The organism is Streptomyces sp. MAI_2237 (genome assembly GCF_054189285.1).
On record NZ_JAJPGQ010000005.1, the window covers coordinates 1,219,484 to 1,240,777 of the forward strand.

Sequence of the window (21,294 nt, forward strand, 5' to 3'; positions counted from 1 at the left end):
ATCCGATGGTCGGCTTCGCCGGGACCTCCGATGATCACTGAGCCTTGGACTGAACCAATGACGCAATCCCACACTACCGATCCTCTTCCAACACGCTCCGACACGTCCTACCGTAAACGCGCACCGATGACGGGGACATGACGTCATCCCACCTTTGTGTGTTCGGAGGAACGTAACGATGCGTCACCCGCACACCCGCCACACCCGCACATCCCGCCGGAGAATCGTCGGAGCGCTCACCGCAGGACTCCTGTGCACCGCCGGACTCGCCGCACCGGCCGCGATCGCCGCACCCGCCCCGGCGCCCGCCGCCGGCTCCACCACGCCCTCCCTCGCCGACGGTCTCGCCCTGACCCCGCCGATGGGATTCAACAACTGGAACTCCACGCACTGCCGTGCCGAGTTCAACGAGTCCATGGTCAAGGGGATCGCGGACCTGTTCGTCGAGAAGGGCCTCAAGGACGCGGGCTACCGGTACGTCAACCTCGACGACTGCTGGGCCCTGCCGAACCGTGACGCCGACGGCAGGCTCGTCCCCGATCCGGCCCGGTTCCCCGACGGGATCAAGGCCGTCGCGGACTATGTGCACTCCAAGGGCCTCAAGCTCGGCATCTACACCAGCGCCGGCACCAAGACGTGCGACGGCGCCGGCTTTCCGGGCGCGCTCGGCCACGAGTACAGCGACGCACGGCAGTTCGCCGACTGGGGCGTGGACTACCTCAAGTACGACAACTGCAACAACCAAGGTGTGGACGCCAAGTCGCGCTACACCACCATGCGCGACGCCCTCAAGGCGACCGGACGGCCGATCGTCTACAGCATCTGCGAATGGGGCGAGAACAAGCCCTGGGAATGGGCCGCCGACGTGGGCCATCTGTGGCGCACCACGGGCGACATCAGTGACAACTGGGGCTCGATGCTCGGCATTCTGAAGCAGAACCTGCCGCTCGCGCCGTACGCCGGTCCCGGGCACTGGAACGACCCCGACATGCTGGAGGTGGGCAACGGCGGCATGACGGACACCGAATACCGCAGCCACTTCTCCCTGTGGTCAATCATGGCCGCCCCGCTGCTCATCGGTTCCGACCTGCGCAAGGCCACCCCGGCGACGTTCGACATCCTCGACAACAAGGAGGTCATCGCCGTCGACCAGGACCCGCTGGGCAAGCAGGGCACGGTCCTCTCCTCGACGGGCGGCCGCTGGGTCGTGGCCAAGGAGATGAAGGACGGCAGCCGCGCGGTGGCCCTCTTCAACGAGAACGGCACCGCCCAGCACATCTCCACCACCGCCGAGGCCGTCGGCCTGCCCGACGCCCGCGCCTACACCCTGCGCGACCTGTGGCGGCACAGCAGCTACAACACCGCCGGCACGATCTCGGCGACCGTCCCGGCGCACGGCACGGTGCTGCTGCGCGTCTCGGCCGACCGCGCCTGGGCCACGCACCCGCCCGCCGTCGAACTGGGCGTCGACGGCAGCCCGTTGCTGGAGGCGGGCAAGGCCGCCACGCTCACCTCCGTCGTCACCGACTGGGGCCGCACGCCGGCTGCACGGGTCTCCGTCTCGCTGACCGGGCCCGACGGGTGGGCACTCCGGGCGACCTCCCGCAGGACCACCGCCGTGCTGCCCACCGGCCGCTCCCTGAGCACCAGGTGGTCGGTCACCGCTCCGCAGGGGACGCCGACGGGATCGTACGACCTGACGGTCAGGGCGAGTTACCGCTCGCCGGCCGGTCAGCGCGCCGAAGAGGTCCTGCCGCTGACCGTGTCCGTGGTCGTACCGCCGCCCTCCGGAACCTCCGGGCTCGGCGACCTGCCGTGGCTGTCGGCCACCAACGGCTACGGGCCGGTCGAGCGCAACACCAGCAACGGGGAGAGCGCCGCCGGTGACGGACATCCGATCACCATCGGCGGGGTGGTGTACGCCAAGGGCCTCGGCGTCCACGCGGACAGCACGGTCGAGTTCTACACCGGCAAGGCCTGCGAGACCGTCAGCGCGGACGTCGGGGTCGACGACGAGAAGGGGGCCAACGGCACCGTCGCCTTCGAGATCTGGGCCGACGGCACGAAGGTCGCCTCGACCGGCGTCCTGACCAACGCGATGCCCGCCCAGCCCCTCACCGCGGACGTGACCGGGGCCCAGGTGGTCCGGCTCGTCGTCACCGACGGCGGAGACGGCATCGACTCGGACCACGCGGACTGGGCGGAGGCGAAACTGAGCTGCTGACCCCGGAGAAGGGGCATCGGCGGCCGGCCTGAAACGTTCCTGCCGCCGATGCCCCGGGAGCGGGCCCTCAGACCGCGGCCGCGTCCGCCCGCTTGGCGAGCGCGGCCGCGGCCGCTCCCACCAGCCCGGCGTCCGTGCCCATCTGGGCGGGCGTGATCTCCAAGCGCTGCACGAAGGACAGGGTGGCGTAGTCGCCCAGCGCCTTGCGCAGGGGCGTGAACAGGACGTCGCCGGCCTTGCCCACTCCCCCGCCGATCACCGCGATGTCGATCTCGACGAGCGTCGCCGTGGCCGCGATCCCGGCGGCCAGCGCCTGTGCCGCCCGCTCGAAGGACGCCACGGCGACCGGGTCACCGGCCCGCGCGGCGGCGGCCACCGCCGCGGCGGAGGCGTCGCCGTCGGGGCCCGGCCGCCATCCGTTCCCGATCGCCCGGCGGGCGATGTTGGGGCCACTGGCGATGCGCTCCACGCAGCCGCGCGAACCGCAGGGGCACGAGTCCCCGTCGAGATCCACGCTGATGTGGCCGATGTGACCGGCGTTCCCGGTCGGTCCCGGATGCAGCTGGCCGTTCAGGACCAGGCCGCCGCCGACGCCGGTGGAGACCACCATGCACAGCGCGTTGTCGTGGCCGCGGGCGGCGCCCTGCCAGTGCTCGGCGGCCGTGATGGCCACGCCGTCGCCGATCAGCTCGACGGGCAGCCCGCCGGCCGCCTCCCGCACTCTGCGCACGAGCGGGTAGTCGCGCCAGCCCGGCACGTTGACGGGGCTGACCGTGCCCGCGGAGGCGTCCACCGGGCCGGCGCTGCCGATGCCGAAGGCCGTGGCGCGTCCCCACAGGGGCGAGGCGGTCAGTTCACCGACGACCTCCTCCACGGCGCCCATCACGATGTCGCCGTTCTCCTGCGCGGGCGTCGCGCGCTGCGCGCGGACCAGGATCTGGCCGTGGCCGTCCACCAGCGCCCCGGCGATCTTGGTGCCGCCGATGTCGAGCGCGGCCACGAGGTCGGTGTGCATCAGAGTCGGATCTCCCCGTCAAACCATCGGATCCCCGTGGACCAGGGGAACTTACCCCGTCGACCACGGAGATGAGCGGGCCGGTCTCGCGGTGGGGGCGCAGGCCGGAGAATTCGGTGGACAGTCTCTCGCGCATATGACAACGTTGTCCAGGCTCTATGCTCGACGCCACATCCTCATACAAACTCATGGTCCGACGCATCCCCGTGGACAAGACCCGTCGACGAGACAGGACAGGACAGCGCATCGTGCCCGAGACCGCCCGCCGCACCGACCGATTTTCCGGCACCCGCTACGGCAACCGTCCGACCATGAAGGACGTGGCCGCGCGGGCCGGGGTCGGGCTGAAGACCGTCTCCCGCGTGGTCAACGGCGAGCCGGGGGTCACCCCGGAGACCGAGCGCCGCGTCCAGGAGGCCATCGACGCGCTGGGCTTCCGTCGCAACGACAGCGCCCGTGTCCTGCGCAAGGGCCGCACCGCCAGCATCGGCCTGGTCCTCGAGGACCTGGCCGACCCGTTCTACGGCCCCCTCAGTCGCGCGGTCGAGGAGGTGGCCCGCGCGCACGGCGCCCTGCTGATCAACGGCTCCAGCGCGGAGGACCCGGACCGCGAGCAGGAGCTGGCGCTGGCCCTGTGCGCCCGGCGCGTGGACGGACTCGTGATCATCCCGGCCGGTGACGACCACCGCTATCTGGAACCCGAAGTCAAGGCCGGCGTGGCCACGGTGTTCGTGGACCGTCCCGCGGGCAGGATCGACGCGGACGTCGTCCTGTCGGACAACTTCGGGGGTGCCCGCAGCGGGGTCGCCCACCTGATCGCCCACGGCCACCGCAGGATCGGCTTCATCGGCGACATGCCCCGCATCCACACCGCCGCCGAGCGTCTGCGCGGCTACCGGGCGGCCATGGAGGACGCCGGCATACCGGTCGAGGACTCCTGGATGTCCCTCGGCGTCACGGACCCGGAGCGGGTGCGCCGGGCCGCCGAGGACATGCTGACCGGCCCCGCCCCCGTCACCGCGATCTTCGCGGGCAACAACCGTGTGACCGTCACCGTGGTCCGCGTCCTCGCCGAGCAGAGCCGCCGGGTGGCCTTCGTCGGCTTCGACGACATCGAGCTCGCGGATCTGCTCCAGCCGGGAGTGACGGTGGTGGCGCAGGACGCGGCGGCGCTCGGCCGGACCGCCGCCGAGCGCCTCTTCCGCCAGCTGGACGGCGAACTGATCGCGCCGGAGCGCATCGAACTGCCCACCCGCCTGATCACCCGCGGCTCGGGCGAGCTGCCGCCGGCGGACTGAGCGGCCCGTGGACGAGGCGGCCCGGAAGGAGCGGGGTCCGGCGGACCGGACACCGCGGGAGCGGCTGCGCGAGGGGCGGCGGGCGCGGCGGGGCCCACACGGACCGGACCGGTCGGAGCGGTCGTTGGCGGCGCTCGGGCTGGACTGTGTGCCCCGTGAGGAGCCGTTGCTCTATCCGGGCACCTGGCCCGCCGAGTCCGGGCTGCTCTACGGGGACCGGCTGCTGCCGCTGGACCGGCTCGTCCACGAGGACCGCGTTCCCGTACTGGCCGTCGGCTCCAACGCCTGCCCCGGACAACTGCACCGCAAGATGGCCGAGTCGGGGATCACCGCGCCCGTCCCCATGGTCCGCGTCCGGGTCACCGGCATCGACGTGGGCGTCTCCGCGCACGTGAGCCGTCCGGGGTATGTGTCCGCGTCACCGTTCCAAGCGCCGGACGCCGTACGCGAGTTGTTCGTGACCTGGTTCGACGCCGAGCAGCTCGCGGTGATCGACGCCAGCGAGGGCGTACCGCTGCCGCACGGCAACTACCGGCGCGCCTGGCTGCCCGCACCCGAGGTGCGGATCGAGCTGGAGGACGGGACCCGGCTGCCGGGCGTCCACGTGTACGTCAATCGGCGGGGGGTGCTGCGCAACGGCACGGACACCCCGCGCCGGCACCCCGGCCAGCGGCGGCTGCTCACCGAACTCCTCGTCGGCTCGCCCCGGTTGAGGGAGTTGTTCGGGGTGACGCCCGAGGAGTTCTGCGCGCGGGCCCGTGCCGACGCGTGGCTGCGTGAGCGGGGCGCCCGGGTGTTCGCCGAGGAGAAGCTGGTGACGACGTCCGGTCTGGAGCGGTTCGTCGAGGATCAGCAGACCGGGAGCCCGGGCACGGGCTCGTCGTTGCCCCCGCCCTTGATGTAGACGTCGCTGACGTACACGTTCCTGTTGCCGCTGTCGTCGTCCGTCTTCGCCCACCAGACGTTGGTCCACTGCCCGTACGTCTCGCGCCGTCCCAGATTCTGCTGGCAGTAGAAATAGTTGACGCCCGCGTTCAGCACGCCGGCTTCGGCGCCGGAGGCGGTGTAGGACTTGGCGGTGCGCCAGACGGTGCAGTCGTACTTGCCGCCGCCGGTGGGGGTGCAGGCCGGGGCGGGGGTGGTCACGGTCCCTCCACCGGTCGTGCCGCCGCCGCCTTTCGTCCCGCCGCCGGAGGTGGCGCCCGGGGCACCGCCTCCCGTGGTGCCGCCGCCAGAGGCGCTCGCGATGGCGGCGGCCGAGGCACGGCCGGTGGGCGAGGCCCCGCCCTCCCGACCGCCGCCGGTCGGCGTCGGCCCGGGGGACTTCTTGGCGCCCTGTTCCGTGGACTTGGCGCCGGACGAACGGTCGGCGTCGGGGTGGCCGGAGGCGGAGACGGAGGCCGCGGCGTCCTTGCCGGGCGCGGAGGCACCCGCGTGCGCCTTCTCGCCTCCGGAGTGCACCAGGGCGACGGTGCCGCCGGCCGCCGCCATGACCACGGTGACGGCCGCGGCGGCGAGCAGCACACGCCCCTTGCGACGCGGGGCGCCGGGGGACGCGATGGGGCCGGTGGGGGCCGACGCCGGGTCGGGCACCGGTGCGTACGGCACCGGCGGACCGAAGCCGGGCGTCACGGGAGCGGTGTGCCGCACGGGCGCAGGGGCCGCCGAGGCAGGACCAGGCGCCGCCGAAGCCGAGGCGGGTGCCGCGGATTCCGGCCCAGGTGCGGCGGATACCGGCCCAGCCGCGGCCGTATCCGATCCAGGTGCCGCCGATTCCGGCCCATGCGCCGCCGATCCCGGCCCAGGTGCGGCGGATACCGGCCCAGCCGCGGCCGTATCCGATCCAGGTGCCGCCGATTCCGGCTCAGGTGCCGCGGATTCCGGCCCAGGTGCCTCCGTATCCGATACCGGAGCCGGCCGCCCGTGCGGTGCGTCCGGATCGGGAGCCGCCGGGCCCGCGGCCGCCGCGCCCGGCATGACGAATGCCGTGGGCAGCGACGGACCGCCGGGTTTCGTCCGTGTCGCGGGCGCCTCGCCGCGCAGGGTCGTCGTCGGTGTGTCCGTGCCGCCCGCGTCCGCCGGTGAGCGGGCCGGCGCGCTCGGGCTCGGGGAGCGGTTCGGTGACGATCGCGGTGAGCGTGGAGAACGTCGAGGTGCGGCGGAACGGCGAGGAGCCCTCGACGGCCGCGTACAGCGTGGCGCCCAGGGCCCAGACGTCGGAGGCGGCGCTCGCGTCGGCGCCCTGGGCCCGCTCGGGCGCCAGGTAGTCCAGGGAGCCGACGAGGGCACCGCTGCGGGTCAGATGGGTGGCTGCGCCGTCGCCCGGGTCGTCCATGGCCGCGATGCCGAAGTCGGTCAGGACGACGCGTCCGGAGCGTTCGAGGAGGATGTTGCCGGGCTTGACGTCCCGGTGCAGGACGCCGGCCCGGTGGGCCGCCGCGAGCGCGTCCATCACCTGGGCGCCGATGCGGGCGGCCTCGACCGGGTCGAGAAAGCCGCGCTCGCGCAGCACCTGCTCCAGGGAGGGCCCGTCGACGAGTTCCATGACGATCAGCGGACGGCCGTCGACCTCGGCGACGTCGTGCACGGCGACGACACCGGGATGCCGGACCCGGGCGGCCGCGCGGGCCTCGCGCTGCATCCGCACCCGCAGATCGGCGAGTTCGGGGCCGTCGGCGTCGGTGTAGGTGCGCAGTTCCTTGACGGCGACCTCGCGGCCGAGCACCTCGTCGACGGCTCTCCAGACGACGCCCATGCCGCCCCGGCCGAGCTGCGCGAGGACGCGGTAGCGCCCCGCCAGCAGGCGGCCCGTCCCGTCGGCCCGGTTGTTCCCGCCTGAGGTCTCCCCCGAAGACACCGCACGCCCCGTTCCTGTGACCCGTCACTGCGTGGCGTACAGACTACGGGGCGCGGGTGACGGCCTCGGCCGATGGTGACTGCCTTGACCTGCCTGCTACTTGGCGGACGCGGTCAGGTCGCCGCGCCGGGGCGCCGCGAAGCCCTCCAGGTCGGCCCGGGTCAGGCCGGTGAGGCGGGCCACCTCGGCGATGTCGAGGGCACCGCAGTCCAGGCCGCGCAGCAGGTAGCCGCTGAGGGCCTTGGCGGTGGCGGGTTCGTCCATGACGTCGCCGCCGGCCCGGTTGGCGTAGCGGGCGAGCCGGGCGGCGGCCTGCTCGAAGCCCTCGCGGTAGAAGGCGAAGACGGCGGCGTAGCGGGTGGGGATGTGCCCGGGGTGCATGTCCCAGCCCTGGTAGTAGGCGCGGGCGAGCGCCCGCCGGGTCAGTCCGTAGTGCAGGCGCCAGGCGTCGTGGACCTTCTGCGTGGGCCCCACGGGCAGCACGTTGGTCGAGCCGTCCGACACCCGTACGCCCGTCCCCGCCGCGGCGACCTGCATGACCGCCTTGGCGTGGTCGGCGGCCGGGTGGTCGCTCGCCTGGTAGGCGGCCGAGACGCCGAGGCAGGCGCTGTAGTCGAAGGTGCCGTAGTGCAGTCCGGTGGCGCGTCCCTCGGCGGCCTGGATCATGCGGGCGACGGTGGCGGTGCCGTCGGTGGCGAGGATGGACTGGCTGGTCTCGATCTGGATCTCGAAGCCGATCCGGCCGGCGTCCAGGCCGTGCGCCTTCTCGAAGACGTCCAGGAGCCGGGCGAAGGCGCCGACCTGCTCGGCGTACGTCACTTTGGGCAGGGTCAGCACGAGCCCTTCGGGGAGGCCGCCGGCCCGCATCAGGCCGGTGAGGAAGACGTCGAGGGTGCGGATGCCCCGGTCGCGCACCGGCGCTTCCATGCACTTCATACGGATGCCCATGTACGGGGCGGCGGTGCCGTTCTCGTACGCCTCGGCGATCAGCCGGGCGGCGCGGGCCGCCGCAGCGTCCTCCTCGGCGTCCGGGCGCGGGCCGTAGCCGTCCTCGAAGTCGACGCGCAGGTCCTCGACGGGTTCGCGCTCCAGTTTGGCGCGCACGCGCGTGTGAACGGGCTCGGCGAGTTCGTCGGCGAGGCCGAGGACGGCGGCGAAGGAGGCGGCGTCCGGGGCGTGTTCGTCGAGAGCGGCAAGGGCCCGATCGCCCCAGGAGCGGATGGTGTCGGCGGCGAAGACGTCCCCGGGGACGTAGACGGTGTGGACGGGCTGGCGGGTGCCGGGATCGCCGGGGTAGCGGCGCTCCAGCTCGGCGTCGACCGGGGCGAGGGAGGCGCTGATCTCCTCGCTGACGGCGCCCGCGAGGCTCGTCGCCACCGTCTCCTGCTGGCCCTGACCCATCCCACACCCTCCACTTTTCCGCTCTACGGAATCAACAATCCGTAGAGTGAAGGTATCTGTGCCCGGTCGGCCCGGTCAACACCGTGTCCACGGGCCGACCCTGCCATGACCTCGGCATGTTCACTCTCCGCCGCACCCCGGGTATCACACAGCTCGACGCACCACTCCCCCCACGCGAGACTCGTCCGGCCCGCGCGACCGAAGGAGCCCCCGTGCCCGACCAGCGCCGAGTCACCCGCCGTCTGGGCCTGCGGGCCCTGTTCGCCGCGGCCTTCGTCGCGCCGCTCTCCGGCGCCGCCGCGCTCTCCACCTCGTCAGCCTCCTCGTCACCGCTGCGGACACGGGTCCGCGGCGGCAGGGCACGCGGACGTGAGGGCCCTCGGCTGCAGGTGATGACCTTCAACCTGCGGTTCGCGAGCGCCAAGGAGCCCGACAGCTGGAACGACCGCAGACCCGTGATGCGCGAGCTGCTGCTCGGCGCGCGCCCCCATGTCATCGGCACCCAGGAGGGCCTGTATCAGCAGCTGCGGGACATCGAGTCCGACCTGGGCCCGCACTACGACTGGATCGGCACCGGCCGCGAGGGCGGCAGCCGCGACGAGTCCACGGCGATCTACTACGACAACCGGCGGCTGGCACCCGTCGAGCACTACACCTACTGGCTCTCCGACACCCCGGAGACCATCGCCTCCAACACCTGGGGGGCCGCCTTCCCGCGTGTCGTCACCTGGATCAGGTTCCGCGATCTCGCCGACGGCGGGCGGGAGTTCTACGTCTGCAACACCCACTTCGACCACGCGAGCCAGTACGCGCGCGAACGCAGCGCCGATCTGATGACCGAGCGGATCGCCGCGCTGCAGTACCCGCTGCCGGTCGTGGTGACCGGTGACTTCAACGTCGCCGCGCACAAGAACCCCGTCTACGACCGGATGCTCTCCACGGGCCTGGTCGACACCTGGGACGCGGCGGCCGAGCGCGGCGCGCCGTACGCGACCTTCCACGGCTACCAGGGGCTGGAACCGGACGGCGACCGTATCGACTGGATCCTCGCCACGGCCGGGGTGAGCGTGCACCGCGCGGCGATCGACACCTTCTCCGCGCACGGCCAGTACCCCAGCGACCACCTGCCGGTACGGGCCTGGCTGAGCCTGGCATGAGACGAGGCCCCCGCGACCGTTCGTGCGGTCGCGGAGGCCTCGTCCGGTGTGTTCCGGGGATCAGCCCTTGCGGGTCTTGATCTCCTCGGTGAGGGCCGGGACGACGTCGAAGAGGTCGCCGACGACGCCGTAGTCGACGAGGTCGAAGATCGGGGCCTCGGCGTCCTTGTTGACCGCCACGATGGTCTTGGAGGTCTGCATGCCCGCCCGGTGCTGGATGGCGCCGGAGATGCCGTTGGCGATGTACAGCTGCGGCGAGACGGACTTGCCGGTCTGGCCGACCTGGTTGGTGTGCGGGTACCAGCCGGCGTCGACGGCGGCGCGCGAGGCGCCCACCGCGGCACCCAGCGAGTCGGCGAGGGCCTCGATGATCGAGAAGTTCTCGGCGCCGTTGACACCGCGGCCGCCGGAGACCACGATCGCGGCCTCGGTCAGCTCGGGGCGGCCGGTCGACTCACGCGGCGTGCGGCTGGTCACCTTGGTGCCGGTGGCCTGCTCGGAGAAGGACACCTCCAGGGCCTCGACCGCGCCGGCGGCCGGGGCGGCCTCCACCGCGGCGGAGTTGGGCTTGACCGTGATGACCGGCGTGCCCTTGGAGACGCGGGACTTGGTGGTGAAGGAGGCGGCGAACACCGACTGCGTGGCCACCGGGCCCTCGTCGCCGGCCTCCAGGTCGACGGCGTCGGTGATGACGCCCGAGCCAAGGCGCAGCGCCAGACGCGCGGCGATCTCCTTGCCCTCGGCGGAGGACGGCACCAGCACGGCGGCCGGGGAGACGACGGCGACGGCGGCCTGCAGCGCGTCGACCTTCGGCACGACCAGGTAGTCGGCGTACTCGGAGGCCTCGTGGGTGAGGACCTTGACGGCGCCGTGCTCGGCGAGCGCGGCGGCGGTGCCGGCGGCACCGGCGCCCAGCGCGACGGCGACGGGCTCGCCGATGCGGCGCGCGAGGGTCAGCAGCTCCAGGGTGGGCTTGCGGACGGCACCGTCCACGTGGTCGACGTAGACGAGAACTTCAGCCATGGGAACGAAACTCCTTGCGGATGTGCGAAGTCTGAGGGGCGGGAAGGGAGGTGAGCCTCAAGAGGGCCGACGGCCCTTAGATGAACTTCTGGCTCGCGAGGAACTCGGCGAGCTGCTTGCCGCCCTCGCCCTCGTCCTTGACGATCGTGCCCGCGGTCCGCGCCGGACGCTGGGCAGCCGCCTCGACCTTCGTCCAGGAGCCCGCCAGACCGACCTCGTCGGCGTCGATCTCCAGGTCGGACAGGTCCCAGGACTCCACCGGCTTCTTCTTCGCCGCCATGATGCCCTTGAAGGACGGGTAGCGCGCCTCACCCGACTGGTCGGTCACCGAGACCACCGCCGGGAGCGAGGCCTCGAGCTGCTCCGAGGCGGTGTCGCCGTCGCGGCGGCCCTTGACCGTGCCGTCCTCGACCGAGACCTCCGACAGCAGCGTCACCTGCGGCACGCCCAGACGCTCGGCCAGCAGCGCCGGGACCACGCCCATGGTGCCGTCGGTGGAGGCCATACCGGAGACGACCAGGTCGAAGCCGGCCTTCTCGATCGCCTTGGCCAGCACCAGCGAGGTTCCGATGGCGTCGGTACCGTGCAGGTCGTCGTCCTCGACGTGGATCGCCTTGTCCGCACCCATCGACAGCGCCTTGCGCAGGGCGTCCTTGGCGTCCTCGGGGCCGACCGTCAGGACGGTGACCTCGACGTCGTCGTCGGAGTTCTCCGAGATCTGCAGCGCCTGCTCGACGGCGTACTCGTCGAGCTCGGAGAGCAGACCGTCCACGTCGTCCCGGTCGACGGTCAGGTCATCGGCGAAGTGCCGGTCGCCAGTGGCGTCGGGCACGTACTTCACAGTGACAACGATCCTCAAGCTCACGCCGGCTCTCCTACTGCAATCGTCATTTCGGTGCTGCCTACTTTCAGGCAGCATAGGCGCCTCTAGCGGCCGATCCCGATCGGGGCGACCCCGCGCTCCGAGCGAAATATTACTCGTCAGTACACCCAGTTGGTTCCCGCTAAGCAAGCGCTTTGAACTGTGACCTTCGCAACGCAGCGTAATCGGAACTCGACCGTCCCGCAGGGCGAAGCGCGCGACGATCAGTCACGCAGTCCGTTGAACCGGCCCTGGTGGTACAGGAGCGGGCGGCCGGGGCCGGCGGGGTCGCCGAGGACGACCTCGGCGAGCACGATGCGGTGGTCGCCGGCCGGCACACGGGCGACGACCCGGCACACGAGCCAGGCGAGGACGTCGTCGAGGACGGGGACGCCCTCGGGCCCCTCGCGCCAGGCGGTGGGCGCCCCGAAGCGGTCGGCGCCGCTCTTGGCGAAGGTGGCGGCCAGCTCCTGCTGGTGCTCGCCGAGTATGTGGACGCCGACGTGGTCCGTCCCCGCCACGGCAGGCCAGCTGGAGGAGCCGGTGCCCACGCCGAACGAGAGCATCGGGGGCTCGGCGGAGACGGAGCTGAGCGAGGTGGCGGTGAAGCCGACCGGGCCGGACTCGCCCCGCGCGGTGATCACGGCGACACCCGCCGCGTGCCGCCGGAAGACGGAGCGCAGCAGGTCGGGAGAGGCGAGGTGAACGGCGGGGGTGTCGAGGTCGGGGGTGACCGGCACGGCGATGTCCTTCTGCGAGGCGGGGCGAGCGGAGTCGTGGCTGCTCAACAGCCGGGACAGCGCGCGCTCGCGGTGCGGGCCAGGTCGATGTGGACCCGCCCGTGGAGAAGGGGTTCCGTGGGCATGCAGCCAGGCTGGCGATACGTGGCGCACACAGTCAAGTACGTTCCGGCATATGGGAGATGCCTCACCGTCCACGTCACGGGTTCAGACCGCCTCCCCCAGGGCCGCGATGACGTCGGCCTTGCGCGGCTGTCCGGTGGCACGCCGCACGACGCGGCCGTCGGCGTCGAGGACCAGCACCGTGGGGGTCTTGAGGATGTCCAGTGCGCGGACCAGCTCAAGGCGGTCCTCCGCGTCGATCTCGACATGGGTCACGCCGGGCACCAGGCCGGCCACCTCGCCGAGGACCCTGCGGGTGGCCCGGCAGGGGGCGCAGAAGGCGCTGGAGAACTGCACCAGCGTGGCGCGCTCGCCGAGTTCCCCGCCCAGTTCGGCCGCGCCGAGCCGCTTTCCCTCGTCACGTCCGCGCACGCGTACCCTCCCGCTCCGCCGCCGATGCAGCACTCCGTAGGCGCCCGCCACCGCGAGCACCGCCACGCACACCACCAGTCCGCTCATCGACTGCTCCAGCGTTCACAAGACTGCAAAGATTCCCGGGCCCCCGAATCATTTTCCATGCGGAATGCTTGATTCATGGACATCGATGTGAGGGGCCCGCGCTTCGGCGCGGCCGTGACGACCCTGGTGCTGGTCCTCGTACTGGTCACCGGGAGTGCCTGGCTGCTGGCCTGGCAGACGCTCGTCTTCGCGCTGGGCACGGCGGGACGCTCGCCCTACGGCTGGCTGTTCCGCAGAGTCGTACGGCCCCGGATCGGGCCGCCGACCGCGTTCGAGCCGCCGCAGCCGCCGCGGTTCGCCCAGGCGGTGGGACTGGTTTTCGCCGTTGTCGGTCTCATCGGGTACGGGCTCGGGCCCGCGTGGCTGGGGATGGCCGCCACGGGGCTCGCGTTGGCGGCCGCCTTCCTGAACGCCGCCTTCGGGTACTGCCTGGGCTGCGAGATGTATGTGCTGGTGCGCAGGGTGACACCGCGCACCGAGTAAAAGAGGGTTAAAAGAGCGAGGTGGATCACCGGGGCCGACGTGACGAGGATCTCCGCCGCCGTCCGGAACTTGGGCTGGCTCCCGGGCCGTTCTTGGGGCACGATCTGCGACAAGCCGTAAACCTACGGCTGCGTAACTTTCCCGCTGGGAATCCCTTCCCAGGCTGAGAAGGAAGGGTCCACTCCGTCCCATGGCAGAGCTTGTCTACCGCCCCGTCATCGGTTTCGCGCTCACGCTGTTCAAGGCGTGGGACCTGAAGATCGACTGCAAGGGGTCGGAGAACATCCCGCGCTCGGGCGGCGCCGTGCTGGTGAGCAACCACATCAGCTACCTGGACTTCGTCTTCGACGGTCTCGCGGCCCTGCCGCAGAAGCGACTCGTTCGCTTCATGGCGAAGGAGTCGGTCTTCCGCCACAAGATCTCCGGTCCGCTGATGCGCGGCATGAAGCACATTCCCGTGGACCGCGAGCAGGGTGAGGCGGCGTACGCGCACGCGCTGGACTCGCTGAAGTCCGGCGAGATCGTCGGGGTGTTCCCCGAGGCGACCATCTCCCAGTCCTTCACGCTGAAGTCCTTCAAGTCCGGCGCCGCACGCCTGGCACAGGAGGCGGGCGTCCCGCTGATCCCGATGGCGGTGTGGGGCACGCAGCGGCTGTGGACCAAGGGGCGACCGCGCAACTTCGGGCGCAACCACATCCCGATCACCATCCGGGTCGGCGAGGCGATCGAGGCGTCGAAGGACAAGTACGCCGGCGCGATCACCCGTCAGCTGCGCGAGCGGGTGCAGGAACTCCTCGAGGCCGCCCAGCGCGCCTACCCTGTGCGTCCCAAGGACGCCGACGACACCTGGTGGATGCCGGCCCATCTGGGCGGTACGGCGCCCACGCCGGAGCAGGTGCGGGAGTCGGAGACCCGCTGAGACGGCGTCGGCGGCCGTCCGCGCTCGACGACGCCGAAAAAGTCCCCGCCGCTTCCCCGGAAACGGCCGCGTGACGGCCCGTCGCGCCACCGGGACGCCGGGTTCACCCCGCCCCGCACGACTGCCCCCTCCCCTCCTCCCTCAGGCCCTCCAGAAGCCGGCCACGGCTTCCGCGCCGGCCGCTCGGTCTCGGCGTCCGTGCTGCTCAGGGCTAGGGTCCCGAGGGGCGGAAGGGGATCTGGTGGACCGGAACATACGCACGGTGGAGGACGTCCTGCGGCTCCTGGACGGGCTGTTCGCCACGGGGGCCGACCGGTGGACGCAGGACGCGGGCTCCTGGTGGGACGACTTCTACGCCGACCGCTCGAGACCCGTCCCGTTCTTCGCCGGGAAGCCCGACGAGAACCTGGTCTCCTGCGTCGAACGCGGCCTGGTCCCCCCGGGCCGCGCCCTCGACCTGGGCTGCGGTCCCGGCCGCAACGCGCTGTACCTCGCCTCGCTGGGCTTCGAGGTCGACGCCGTCGACCTGTCGCCGGTGGCGATCGACTGGGCGCGGGAGCGGGCCCGCGAGACGGACGCCGAGGTCCGCTTCCTGTGCGGCGACGCCTTCGCCCTGCTCGGTGCGGAGATCCACGGCCGCTACGACCTCGTCCACGACTCCGGCTGCTTCCACCACCTGCCGCCGCACCGCCGGATCAGCTATCTGGAGCTGCTCGATCGGTGTCTCGCGCCCGGCGGCCTGTTCGGCCTCACGTGTTTCGCCGCCGGCGCTATGGGGTCCGAGCTGCCGGACGCGGAGTTCTATCTGCGCGGCCGCCTGGAGGGCGGCCTCGCCTACACCCCCGAGTCGCTGCGCCGGATCTTCTCCGGTCTGGCCGAGATCGAGATACGCCGGATGCGGGACGAGCCGCCCGACTCCGCCCGCTTCGGCGAACCCTTCCTGTGGACGGGCCTGTTCCGCCGCTCCTGAGCCCGCGCGCTCAGCCGGCGGACGACTCCGCCGCCCGTACGTCGATCCGCACACCCGGGCTGAATTTCTCCAGCAATTGCGCGAGTTCGGCCCCCGCCGCCTCCAACTCGGCGACCGGCAGCGGGGACATGCCCTCCAGCAGGAAGACGCCCGAGACGGTCTCCTCGGTGAGCCGGGTGCGCGGGCCCTGGCGCCAGTTCCAGCGGCGGCAGGTCACGCCGGCGTCGTCGCACCACACCACCTCGCCCGCGTCGGGGTGTTCGACGGCCTCCTCGCCCCCGGCCACCGTCACGAAGTCCTCGTCACCCGCCGCCCGCACGAGCCGCATGCCGCCCTGGATGCGGTCGATGTCCTCGCCGCCGACCGGGATCAGGTGGGCGACGCTGACGGCGTTGTAGAGGTCGACCAGGAGGTTGACGCGCGGCAGGCCCACGTCCGACAGGGCCCTCTTGGCCAGCGCCTCGGCCGAGTTGCGGGTGCGGGAGGGCTTGGAGCCGAACGCGGTGTACGCCGCGCGCCAGGCGGCCATGTGCGGGTCCTCGTGCGGGGCGCGGCCGTCCAGGCGTGCGGCCAGGCGGCGGGCCGCGTCGTCCAGCAGGGCCGAACTCTCCTCGGTGCTGGGCCCGTTGACCAGGCCGTGCGCCTCGATCGCCAGGTGGGTGAAGCCGGGCGCGAGGGCGCGGACCTCGTCGGACACGGTCAGCGAGAGGGTCATCGTCTGCCTCGGAGTGCGGTGGGGAGCGTCTTCCACAGGTACGCCCGGTCGGGAGCGGCCTTGAGTGCGTCGAGGACGGCCGGGTGCGGTTCAGCATACAGGACCGGATAGTCCAGCTCATTGGACTTCGGGTCCGGTACGAAGGCCAGGCGTTCTCCGTCGAGGGAGAACTGCGCGTCCACGCCGGGTTTGTTGCCGCGCGGGTCCTGCCGGTGCCAGGCGCCGCGGAAGCGGACGGCGATCAGGCCGTGCACCACGTCGAACTTCTGGTAGCACAGCGCGGTCGGGATGTCCTCGGCCCGCAGCAGGGCCGCCAGCGCGTGGGACTTCGCGTAGCAGATGCCGGTGCCCTGCTCCAGGACGTCGGAGGCCCGCCAGGTGACGCGCGGGTCCCCGGAGTCCTGGGAGTGCGGGATGGTGTCGCGGACGAACTCGAAGGCCAGCCGCGCATAGGCATACGAGTCCTCGGCATCCCGAGCGAGCCGGGCCGCCGTCTGCCTGACGAGCGGATGGTGATGGTCGATGACCTCGTCGGCGGCCAGATAGGCGGACAGGTCGGGGGTGTTCTGGATCAGCTCCATGCCCGCAGAGCATAGAAACGCGATCACTCGACCGTCAATGACTTTACGAGTGACCGCATATCTATGCATCCATCGGGGGTCTACTGGCGCGCCATCTCCTCCTTGAGCGCCGCCACGAACGTGTCCACGTCGTCCTCGGTCGTGTCGAACGCGCACATCCAGCGCACGACACCGGCCGCCTCGTCCCAGAAGTAGAACCGGAAGCGCTTCTGCAGCCGCTCGCTGACGTCGTGCGGGAGCCTGGCGAAGACGCCGTTGGCCTGTACCGGGTAGAGGATCTCCACGCCGTGCACGGCGCGCACGCCCTCGGCCAGGCGCTGGGCCATCTCGTTGGCGTGGCGGGCGTTGCGCAGCCACAGGTCCTTGGCGAGCAGGGCCTCCAGCTGCACCGACACGAAGCGCATCTTGGAGGCGAGCTGCATGGACAGCTTGCGCAGGTGCTTCATGTGGCTCACGGCGTCGGGGTTGATCACCACGACCGCCTCGCCGAAGATCGCGCCGTTCTTCGTCCCGCCGAGGGAGAGGATGTCCACGCCGACGGCGTTGGTGAACGTCCGCATGGGGACGTCCAGCGAGGCCGCCGCGTTGGCGATGCGGGAGCCGTCCAGGTGCACCTTCATGCCGTGCGCGTGGGCGTGCTCGCAGATCGCGCGGATCTCCTCGGGCGTGTAGAGGGTGCCGAGCTCCGTGCTCTGGGTGATCGAGACGACCTGCGGCATGGCACGGTGCTCGTCCTCCCAGCCGTACGCCTGCCGGTCGATCAGCTCGGGCGTGAGCTTGCCGTCGGGCGTGGGGACCGTGAGCAGCTTCAGGCCGCCCATGCGCTCGGGCGCGCCGCCCTCGTCGACGTTGATGTGGGCGCTCTCGGCGCAGATCACCGCGCCCCAGCGGTCGGTGACCGCCTGGAGCGCGACGACGTTGGCGCCGGTGCCGTTGAAGACCGGGAAGGCCTCCGCCGTGGCACCGAAGTGGCCGCGGACGATCCGCTGGAGGTTCTCGGTGTAGTCGTCCTCGCCGTAGGCGACCTGGTGACCGCCGTTGGCCAGGGCCAATGCGGCGAGCACCTCCGGGTGGGCCCCGGCGTAGTTGTCGCTGGCGAAGCCGCGGACGTCCGGGTCGTGGTGGCGGCGGGCGTCGGTCTTCGGGGGGTTCACGGCTTGTCGGTCAGCCACAGACGCTTTCCGTTCACTTCGGCGGCGGGCTTGCTCCAGACGTCGACGATGGCCTCCGCGAGGTCCTTGACGTCCGTGAAACCCGCGAACTTCGCGTTGGGGCGCTCGGCGCGCATGGCATCGTGCACCAACGCCTTCACCACCAGGATCGCAGCCGCCGACGTCAGCTCCTCCGGGGCCGCGGCCTTGCGGAAGTAGTCGGCCATGGCCAGCGTCCACGCCTCGGAGGCGGCCTTGGCGGCGGCGTACGCGGCGTTCCCGGCGGTCGGCTTGGAGGCGCCGGCGGCGCTGATCAGGACGTAGCGGCCGCGGTCGCTGCGCTGGAGCGCCTCGGAGAAGGCGAGCGAGGTGTGCTGCACGGTGCGGATGAGCAGCAGCTCCAGGAAGTCCCAGTCGTCGAGGCTGGTCTTGACGAAGGTCTCGCTGCCGCGCCAGCCGCCGACGAGGTGGACGACGCCGTCGACGCGGCCGAAGTCCTTCTCGATGTGCATCGCCCAGTCACGGGTGGATTCGAGGTCCAGCAGGTCGACGGACTCACCGGTGACGGTGGCGCCGCCCGAGGCGTACCGGGCCGCGTCCACGGCCTCCGCGAGCCGTTCGGGATCGTTGTCGGCGCCGACCACGGTCGCCCCGGCCTCGGCCAGCCGCAGCAGCGCCGCCCGGCCGGCGGGTCCGCCCGCGCCGGCCACCGCGATCACCGCACCGCTGAGAGCTCCGTTCCCCGCCATGTTCTTCGCCTCCTGAGCTTGCTGAGCTTGCTGAGCAGTGTTCCCGGTGCCGCGTACGCTCACGCGGCGGCCCGCTCGGCGCTCTGGGCCGTGATGCCCCGGGTGGAGGCGATCACGTTCTTGAGCTTCTTGGAGAGGGCCTCATAGAACATGCTCAGCGGAAACTCGTCCGGAAGCACGTCATCGACGAGTTTCCGCGGCGGCTGGCTCAGGTCGAGGGCGTCGGGACCCTTGGCCCACTTGGAGCCCGGGTGCGGGGCGAGGTAGGTGGAGACGAGCTCGTACCCGGCGAACCAGTGGACGAGCTTGGGGCGGTCGATGCCGTCGCGGTAGAGCTTCTCGATCTCGGCGCACAGCTCGTTGGTGACCTGCGGGGCACGCTGCCAGTCGATGTGCAGCTTGTTGTCGGTCCAGCGGACGACGTCGTGCTTGTGCAGGTAGGCGAAGAGCAGCTGGCCGCCGAGGCCGTCGTAGTTGCGCACGCGCTCGCCGGTGACGGGGAAGCGGAACATGCGGTCGAAGAGGACCGCGTACTGCACGTCACGGGCCTGCGGGACGCCGTCGGCCTGGAGCTTGACGGCCTCCTTGAAGGCAGTCAGGTCGCAGCGCAGCTCCTCCAGGCCGTACATCCAGAACGGCTGGCGCTGCTTGATCATGAACGGGTCGAACGGCAGGTCGCCGTGGCTGTGGGTGCGGTCGTGGACCATGTCCCACAGGACGAAGGCCTCCTCGCAGCGCTTCTGGTCGTGGACCATCGCGGCGATGTCCTCGGGCAGCTCGAGGCCCAGGATGTCGACGGCGGCGTCGGTGACCCGGCGGAAGCGGGCGGCCTCGCGGTCGCAGAAGATGCCACCCCAGGAGAATCGTTCCGGCGCCTCACGCACGGCGATCGTCTCGGGGAAGAGGACGGCGGAGTTGGTGTCGTACCCGGCCGTGAAGTCCTCGAACTTGATGCCGCAGAACAGCGGGTTGTCGTACCGGGTGCGCTCCAGCTCGGCCAGCCAGTCCGGCCAGACCATGCGCAGCACGACCGCCTCGAGGTTGCGGTCGGGGTTGCCGTTCTGGGTGTACATCGGGAAGACGACCAGGTGCTGCAGGCCGTCCGCGCGCTGCGCGGCGGGCTGGAAGGCGAGCAGCGAGTCGAGGAAGTCGGGCACCTGGAAGCCGTCGACGACCCACCGCTCCAGGTCCTTGACCAGGGCCTCGTGGTAGGCGGTGTCGTGCGGGAGCAGCGGGGAGAGCTCCTCGACGGCCTCCGCGACACGCCGGACGGCGGCCTCGGCGTCGGTGCGGTCGGGTGCGCCCTCGGCCTCGAAGTCGATCGACCCGTCCTTGGACTGCCATGGCCGGATCTGCTCCACGGCATCCTTGAGCACCGGCCACGCCGGGTGCTCGACCACCCTGGTCGCGGGAGGAACCTGCTCCCCCGAAGCCGCCTGCACAAGAATTTCCGTCATGTCCCATCCTCCACGGGAGAAGCTTGCGTAAGGAGACCGTATACATACGTGCTTTCTCCCAGCAAGTGTGCCCTCCGGAAATTATCCTGCGCACTCGCATCGTCACAGAACTTTTTCCTGTCCGACGCAGTGAAGTCGGTTGCCGCGGGTATACGACGGCACCGCACGGGTATCAGCCAACCGGTCAATGCCCGCGCAACTCGCCCACGCCCGGGTGAGCGGCCGGGGCGCCGGAGGGCGGACACGCCCCGTACGCCACGCCGATCCCCCCGTGTACGCACGGGTTCATCGCGCGGCCGGGCCGTTAGGCTGCGGCTCTGCCCGCGCGGCCGTCCGCTCCGGTCCGCGCGCGGTCCGAGCCGCCCGTCGACGGAAGCGAGTTGTACGTTGAACTTCCTTACCATCGGTCACCGCGGAGTCATGGGTGTCGAGCCCGAGAACACCCTCCGTTCCTTCGTCGCCGCCCAGCAGGCCGGCCTCGACGTCATCGAACTCGATCTGCATCTGAGCAAGGACGGCGCGCTCGTCGTCATGCACGACACCGACGTGGACCGCACGACCGACGGCACCGGCCCCATCGCCGAGAAGACGCTCGCCGAGCTGCGCGCCCTGGACGCGGGCCGCGGCGAGCACGTGCCGGTCTTCGAGGAGGTCCTGGACGCGGTGCGCACACCGCTGCAGGCCGAGATCAAGGACGTGCAGGCCGCCCGGGCGCTGGCCGAGGTGATGCTCAAGCGGGACCTGGTCGCCCGGGTGGAGGTGTCGTCCTTCCACGACGAGGCGGTCGCCGAGATCGCCCGCCTCGTGCCCGGTGTGCGCACCGCGCTGATCGGCAGCCGCTTCGGCACCGACATCGTCGACCGCGCGGTCGAGGCCGGCGCGGCGACCGTCTGCCTCAACATCCGCCGGCTGACGCTGGAGATCGTGGAACGGGCCCGCAAGGCCGACCTGCGGATCATCGGCTGGGTGGTCAACACCCAGGACCATCTGCGTCTGGTCCGGGCCCTGCAGCTGGACGGCGCGACCACCGACTACCCGGAGATCAAGCGCACCGCCCGCTTCACGGCATGA

19 protein-coding genes and 1 pseudogene are annotated in these 21,294 nt (G+C 71.5%); 8 read left to right on the forward strand and 12 right to left on the reverse strand.

Features of this window, described 5'->3' with window-relative positions:
• The first annotated feature begins 178 nt into the window (after window positions 1–178).
• Window positions 179–2,224: an NPCBM/NEW2 domain-containing protein gene (locus tag LN251_RS33920; protein WP_458247973.1), complete on the forward strand. Its 2,046-nt coding sequence runs from the start codon at window positions 179–181 to the stop codon at window positions 2,222–2,224.
• A 67-nt stretch (window positions 2,225–2,291) separates the two neighbouring features.
• Here LN251_RS33920 and LN251_RS33925 read toward each other — a convergent pair whose 3' ends face one another.
• Window positions 2,292–3,239, reverse strand: a complete 948-nt coding sequence (locus LN251_RS33925; protein WP_458247974.1) for an ROK family protein — start codon at window positions 3,237–3,239, stop codon at window positions 2,292–2,294.
• Between the two features lie 188 nt (window positions 3,240–3,427).
• Between LN251_RS33925 and LN251_RS33930 the strand changes: the two genes are divergently transcribed.
• Together LN251_RS33930 and LN251_RS33935 are read left to right on the forward strand one after the other, a co-directional pair.
• Window positions 3,428–4,537, forward strand: a complete 1,110-nt coding sequence (locus LN251_RS33930) for a LacI family DNA-binding transcriptional regulator (protein WP_079078538.1) — start codon at window positions 3,428–3,430, stop codon at window positions 4,535–4,537.
• Between the two features lie 124 nt (window positions 4,538–4,661).
• Window positions 4,662–5,441: a hypothetical protein gene (locus LN251_RS33935; RefSeq protein WP_458248227.1), complete on the forward strand. Its 780-nt coding sequence runs from the start codon at window positions 4,662–4,664 to the stop codon at window positions 5,439–5,441.
• Here LN251_RS33935 and LN251_RS33940 read toward each other — a convergent pair.
• Window positions 5,387–7,394 (reverse strand): annotated as a pseudogene (locus LN251_RS33940) (protein kinase domain-containing protein). The gene LN251_RS33935 and the pseudogene LN251_RS33940 sit on opposite strands and share 55 nt — an antisense overlap.
• Window positions 7,395–7,490: 96 nt before the next feature.
• Entirely contained in the window at window positions 7,491–8,795 is a 1,305-nt protein-coding gene (locus LN251_RS33945; protein WP_458247975.1) for a DUF6986 family protein, read from the reverse strand.
• A gap of 212 nt (window positions 8,796–9,007) precedes the next feature.
• On the opposite strand from LN251_RS33945, the gene LN251_RS33950 reads away from it, so the two are divergent.
• Window positions 9,008–9,952: an endonuclease/exonuclease/phosphatase family protein gene (locus tag LN251_RS33950; protein WP_458247976.1), complete on the forward strand. Its 945-nt coding sequence runs from the start codon at window positions 9,008–9,010 to the stop codon at window positions 9,950–9,952.
• A gap of 60 nt (window positions 9,953–10,012) precedes the next feature.
• Here the strand turns inward: LN251_RS33950 and LN251_RS33955 are convergent, their stop codons facing one another.
• The 4 genes from LN251_RS33955 to LN251_RS33970 form a co-directional block, all read right to left on the reverse strand.
• The gene (locus LN251_RS33955) at window positions 10,013–10,975 is read right to left on the reverse strand and encodes an electron transfer flavoprotein subunit alpha/FixB family protein (protein ID WP_458247977.1); all 963 of its coding nucleotides are present in this window, start codon (window positions 10,973–10,975) and stop codon (window positions 10,013–10,015) included.
• A gap of 76 nt (window positions 10,976–11,051) precedes the next feature.
• On the reverse strand, window positions 11,052–11,840 hold the full coding sequence (locus tag LN251_RS33960; RefSeq protein WP_249839312.1) for an electron transfer flavoprotein subunit beta/FixA family protein: 789 nt from the start codon (window positions 11,838–11,840) through the stop codon (window positions 11,052–11,054).
• A 221-nt stretch (window positions 11,841–12,061) separates the two neighbouring features.
• Window positions 12,062–12,577, reverse strand: a complete 516-nt coding sequence (locus LN251_RS33965) for a flavin reductase family protein (protein ID WP_458248228.1) — start codon at window positions 12,575–12,577, stop codon at window positions 12,062–12,064.
• A gap of 207 nt (window positions 12,578–12,784) precedes the next feature.
• Complete coding sequence (locus LN251_RS33970) at window positions 12,785–13,198, reverse strand: TlpA family protein disulfide reductase (protein WP_458247978.1); 414 nt, start codon at window positions 13,196–13,198, stop codon at window positions 12,785–12,787.
• 75 nt (window positions 13,199–13,273) lie between these two features.
• On the opposite strand from LN251_RS33970, the gene LN251_RS33975 reads away from it, so the two are divergent.
• The 3 genes from LN251_RS33975 (at window position 13,274) to LN251_RS33985 (ending at window position 15,570) form a co-directional block, all read left to right on the forward strand.
• Window positions 13,274–13,681 carry a DUF4395 domain-containing protein gene (locus tag LN251_RS33975; RefSeq protein WP_458247979.1) on the forward strand — a complete coding sequence of 136 codons (408 nt, stop codon included), beginning with the start codon at window positions 13,274–13,276 and terminating at the stop codon, window positions 13,679–13,681.
• A gap of 190 nt (window positions 13,682–13,871) precedes the next feature.
• On the forward strand, window positions 13,872–14,600 hold the full coding sequence (locus LN251_RS33980) for a lysophospholipid acyltransferase family protein (protein WP_249839314.1): 729 nt from the start codon (window positions 13,872–13,874) through the stop codon (window positions 14,598–14,600).
• Between the two features lie 241 nt (window positions 14,601–14,841).
• Entirely contained in the window at window positions 14,842–15,570 is a 729-nt protein-coding gene (locus LN251_RS33985) for a class I SAM-dependent methyltransferase (RefSeq protein ID WP_458247980.1), read from the forward strand.
• 10 nt (window positions 15,571–15,580) lie between these two features.
• Here the strand turns inward: LN251_RS33985 and LN251_RS33990 are convergent, their stop codons facing one another.
• The 5 genes from LN251_RS33990 to LN251_RS34010 form a co-directional block, all read right to left on the reverse strand.
• Window positions 15,581–16,285 carry a B3/B4 domain-containing protein gene (locus LN251_RS33990; protein ID WP_458247981.1) on the reverse strand — a complete coding sequence of 235 codons (705 nt, stop codon included), beginning with the start codon at window positions 16,283–16,285 and terminating at the stop codon, window positions 15,581–15,583.
• A complete protein-coding gene (locus tag LN251_RS33995) occupies window positions 16,282–16,866 on the reverse strand; it encodes a transglutaminase-like domain-containing protein (protein WP_458247982.1) in 585 nt (194 codons plus the stop codon). The genes LN251_RS33990 and LN251_RS33995 overlap by 4 nt, the downstream gene beginning before the upstream one ends.
• An 80-nt stretch (window positions 16,867–16,946) precedes the next feature.
• A complete protein-coding gene (locus LN251_RS34000; protein ID WP_362990162.1) occupies window positions 16,947–18,020 on the reverse strand; it encodes a threonine aldolase family protein in 1,074 nt (357 codons plus the stop codon).
• Window positions 18,017–18,766 carry an SDR family NAD(P)-dependent oxidoreductase gene (locus tag LN251_RS34005; RefSeq protein ID WP_458247983.1) on the reverse strand — a complete coding sequence of 250 codons (750 nt, stop codon included), beginning with the start codon at window positions 18,764–18,766 and terminating at the stop codon, window positions 18,017–18,019. Before LN251_RS34005 ends, LN251_RS34000 begins: the two co-directional genes overlap by 4 nt.
• Before the next feature lie 59 nt (window positions 18,767–18,825).
• Window positions 18,826–20,223, reverse strand: a complete 1,398-nt coding sequence (locus LN251_RS34010; protein ID WP_458247984.1) for a DUF6421 family protein — start codon at window positions 20,221–20,223, stop codon at window positions 18,826–18,828.
• 387 nt (window positions 20,224–20,610) lie between these two features.
• Between LN251_RS34010 and LN251_RS34015 the strand changes: the two genes are divergently transcribed.
• The gene (locus tag LN251_RS34015) at window positions 20,611–21,294 is read left to right on the forward strand and encodes a glycerophosphodiester phosphodiesterase (RefSeq protein WP_142149706.1); all 684 of its coding nucleotides are present in this window, start codon (window positions 20,611–20,613) and stop codon (window positions 21,292–21,294) included.

Bases quoted from the DNA above. Each gene is read 5' to 3' on its own strand.
- LN251_RS33955 (WP_458247977.1), bottom strand. From the start codon at position 10,975: ATGGCTGAAGTTCTCGTCTACGTCGACCACGTGGACGGTGCCGTCCGC.
- LN251_RS33995 (WP_458247982.1), bottom strand. From the start codon at position 16,866: ATGGAGCTGATCCAGAACACCCCCGACCTGTCCGCCTATCTGGCCGCC.
- LN251_RS33970 (WP_458247978.1), bottom strand. From the start codon at position 13,198: ATGAGCGGACTGGTGGTGTGCGTGGCGGTGCTCGCGGTGGCGGGCGCC.
- LN251_RS33980 (WP_249839314.1), top strand. From the start codon at position 13,872: ATGGCAGAGCTTGTCTACCGCCCCGTCATCGGTTTCGCGCTCACGCTG.
- LN251_RS34005 (WP_458247983.1), bottom strand. From the start codon at position 18,766: ATGGCGGGGAACGGAGCTCTCAGCGGTGCGGTGATCGCGGTGGCCGGC.
- LN251_RS33945 (WP_458247975.1), bottom strand. From the start codon at position 8,795: ATGGGTCAGGGCCAGCAGGAGACGGTGGCGACGAGCCTCGCGGGCGCC.
- LN251_RS33975 (WP_458247979.1), top strand. From the start codon at position 13,274: ATGGACATCGATGTGAGGGGCCCGCGCTTCGGCGCGGCCGTGACGACC.
- LN251_RS33990 (WP_458247981.1), bottom strand. From the start codon at position 16,285: ATGACCCTCTCGCTGACCGTGTCCGACGAGGTCCGCGCCCTCGCGCCC.
- LN251_RS33925 (WP_458247974.1), bottom strand. From the start codon at position 3,239: ATGCACACCGACCTCGTGGCCGCGCTCGACATCGGCGGCACCAAGATC.
- LN251_RS34010 (WP_458247984.1), bottom strand. From the start codon at position 20,223: ATGACGGAAATTCTTGTGCAGGCGGCTTCGGGGGAGCAGGTTCCTCCC.
- LN251_RS33930 (WP_079078538.1), top strand. From the start codon at position 3,428: ATGGTCCGACGCATCCCCGTGGACAAGACCCGTCGACGAGACAGGACA.
- LN251_RS33920 (WP_458247973.1), top strand. From the start codon at position 179: ATGCGTCACCCGCACACCCGCCACACCCGCACATCCCGCCGGAGAATC.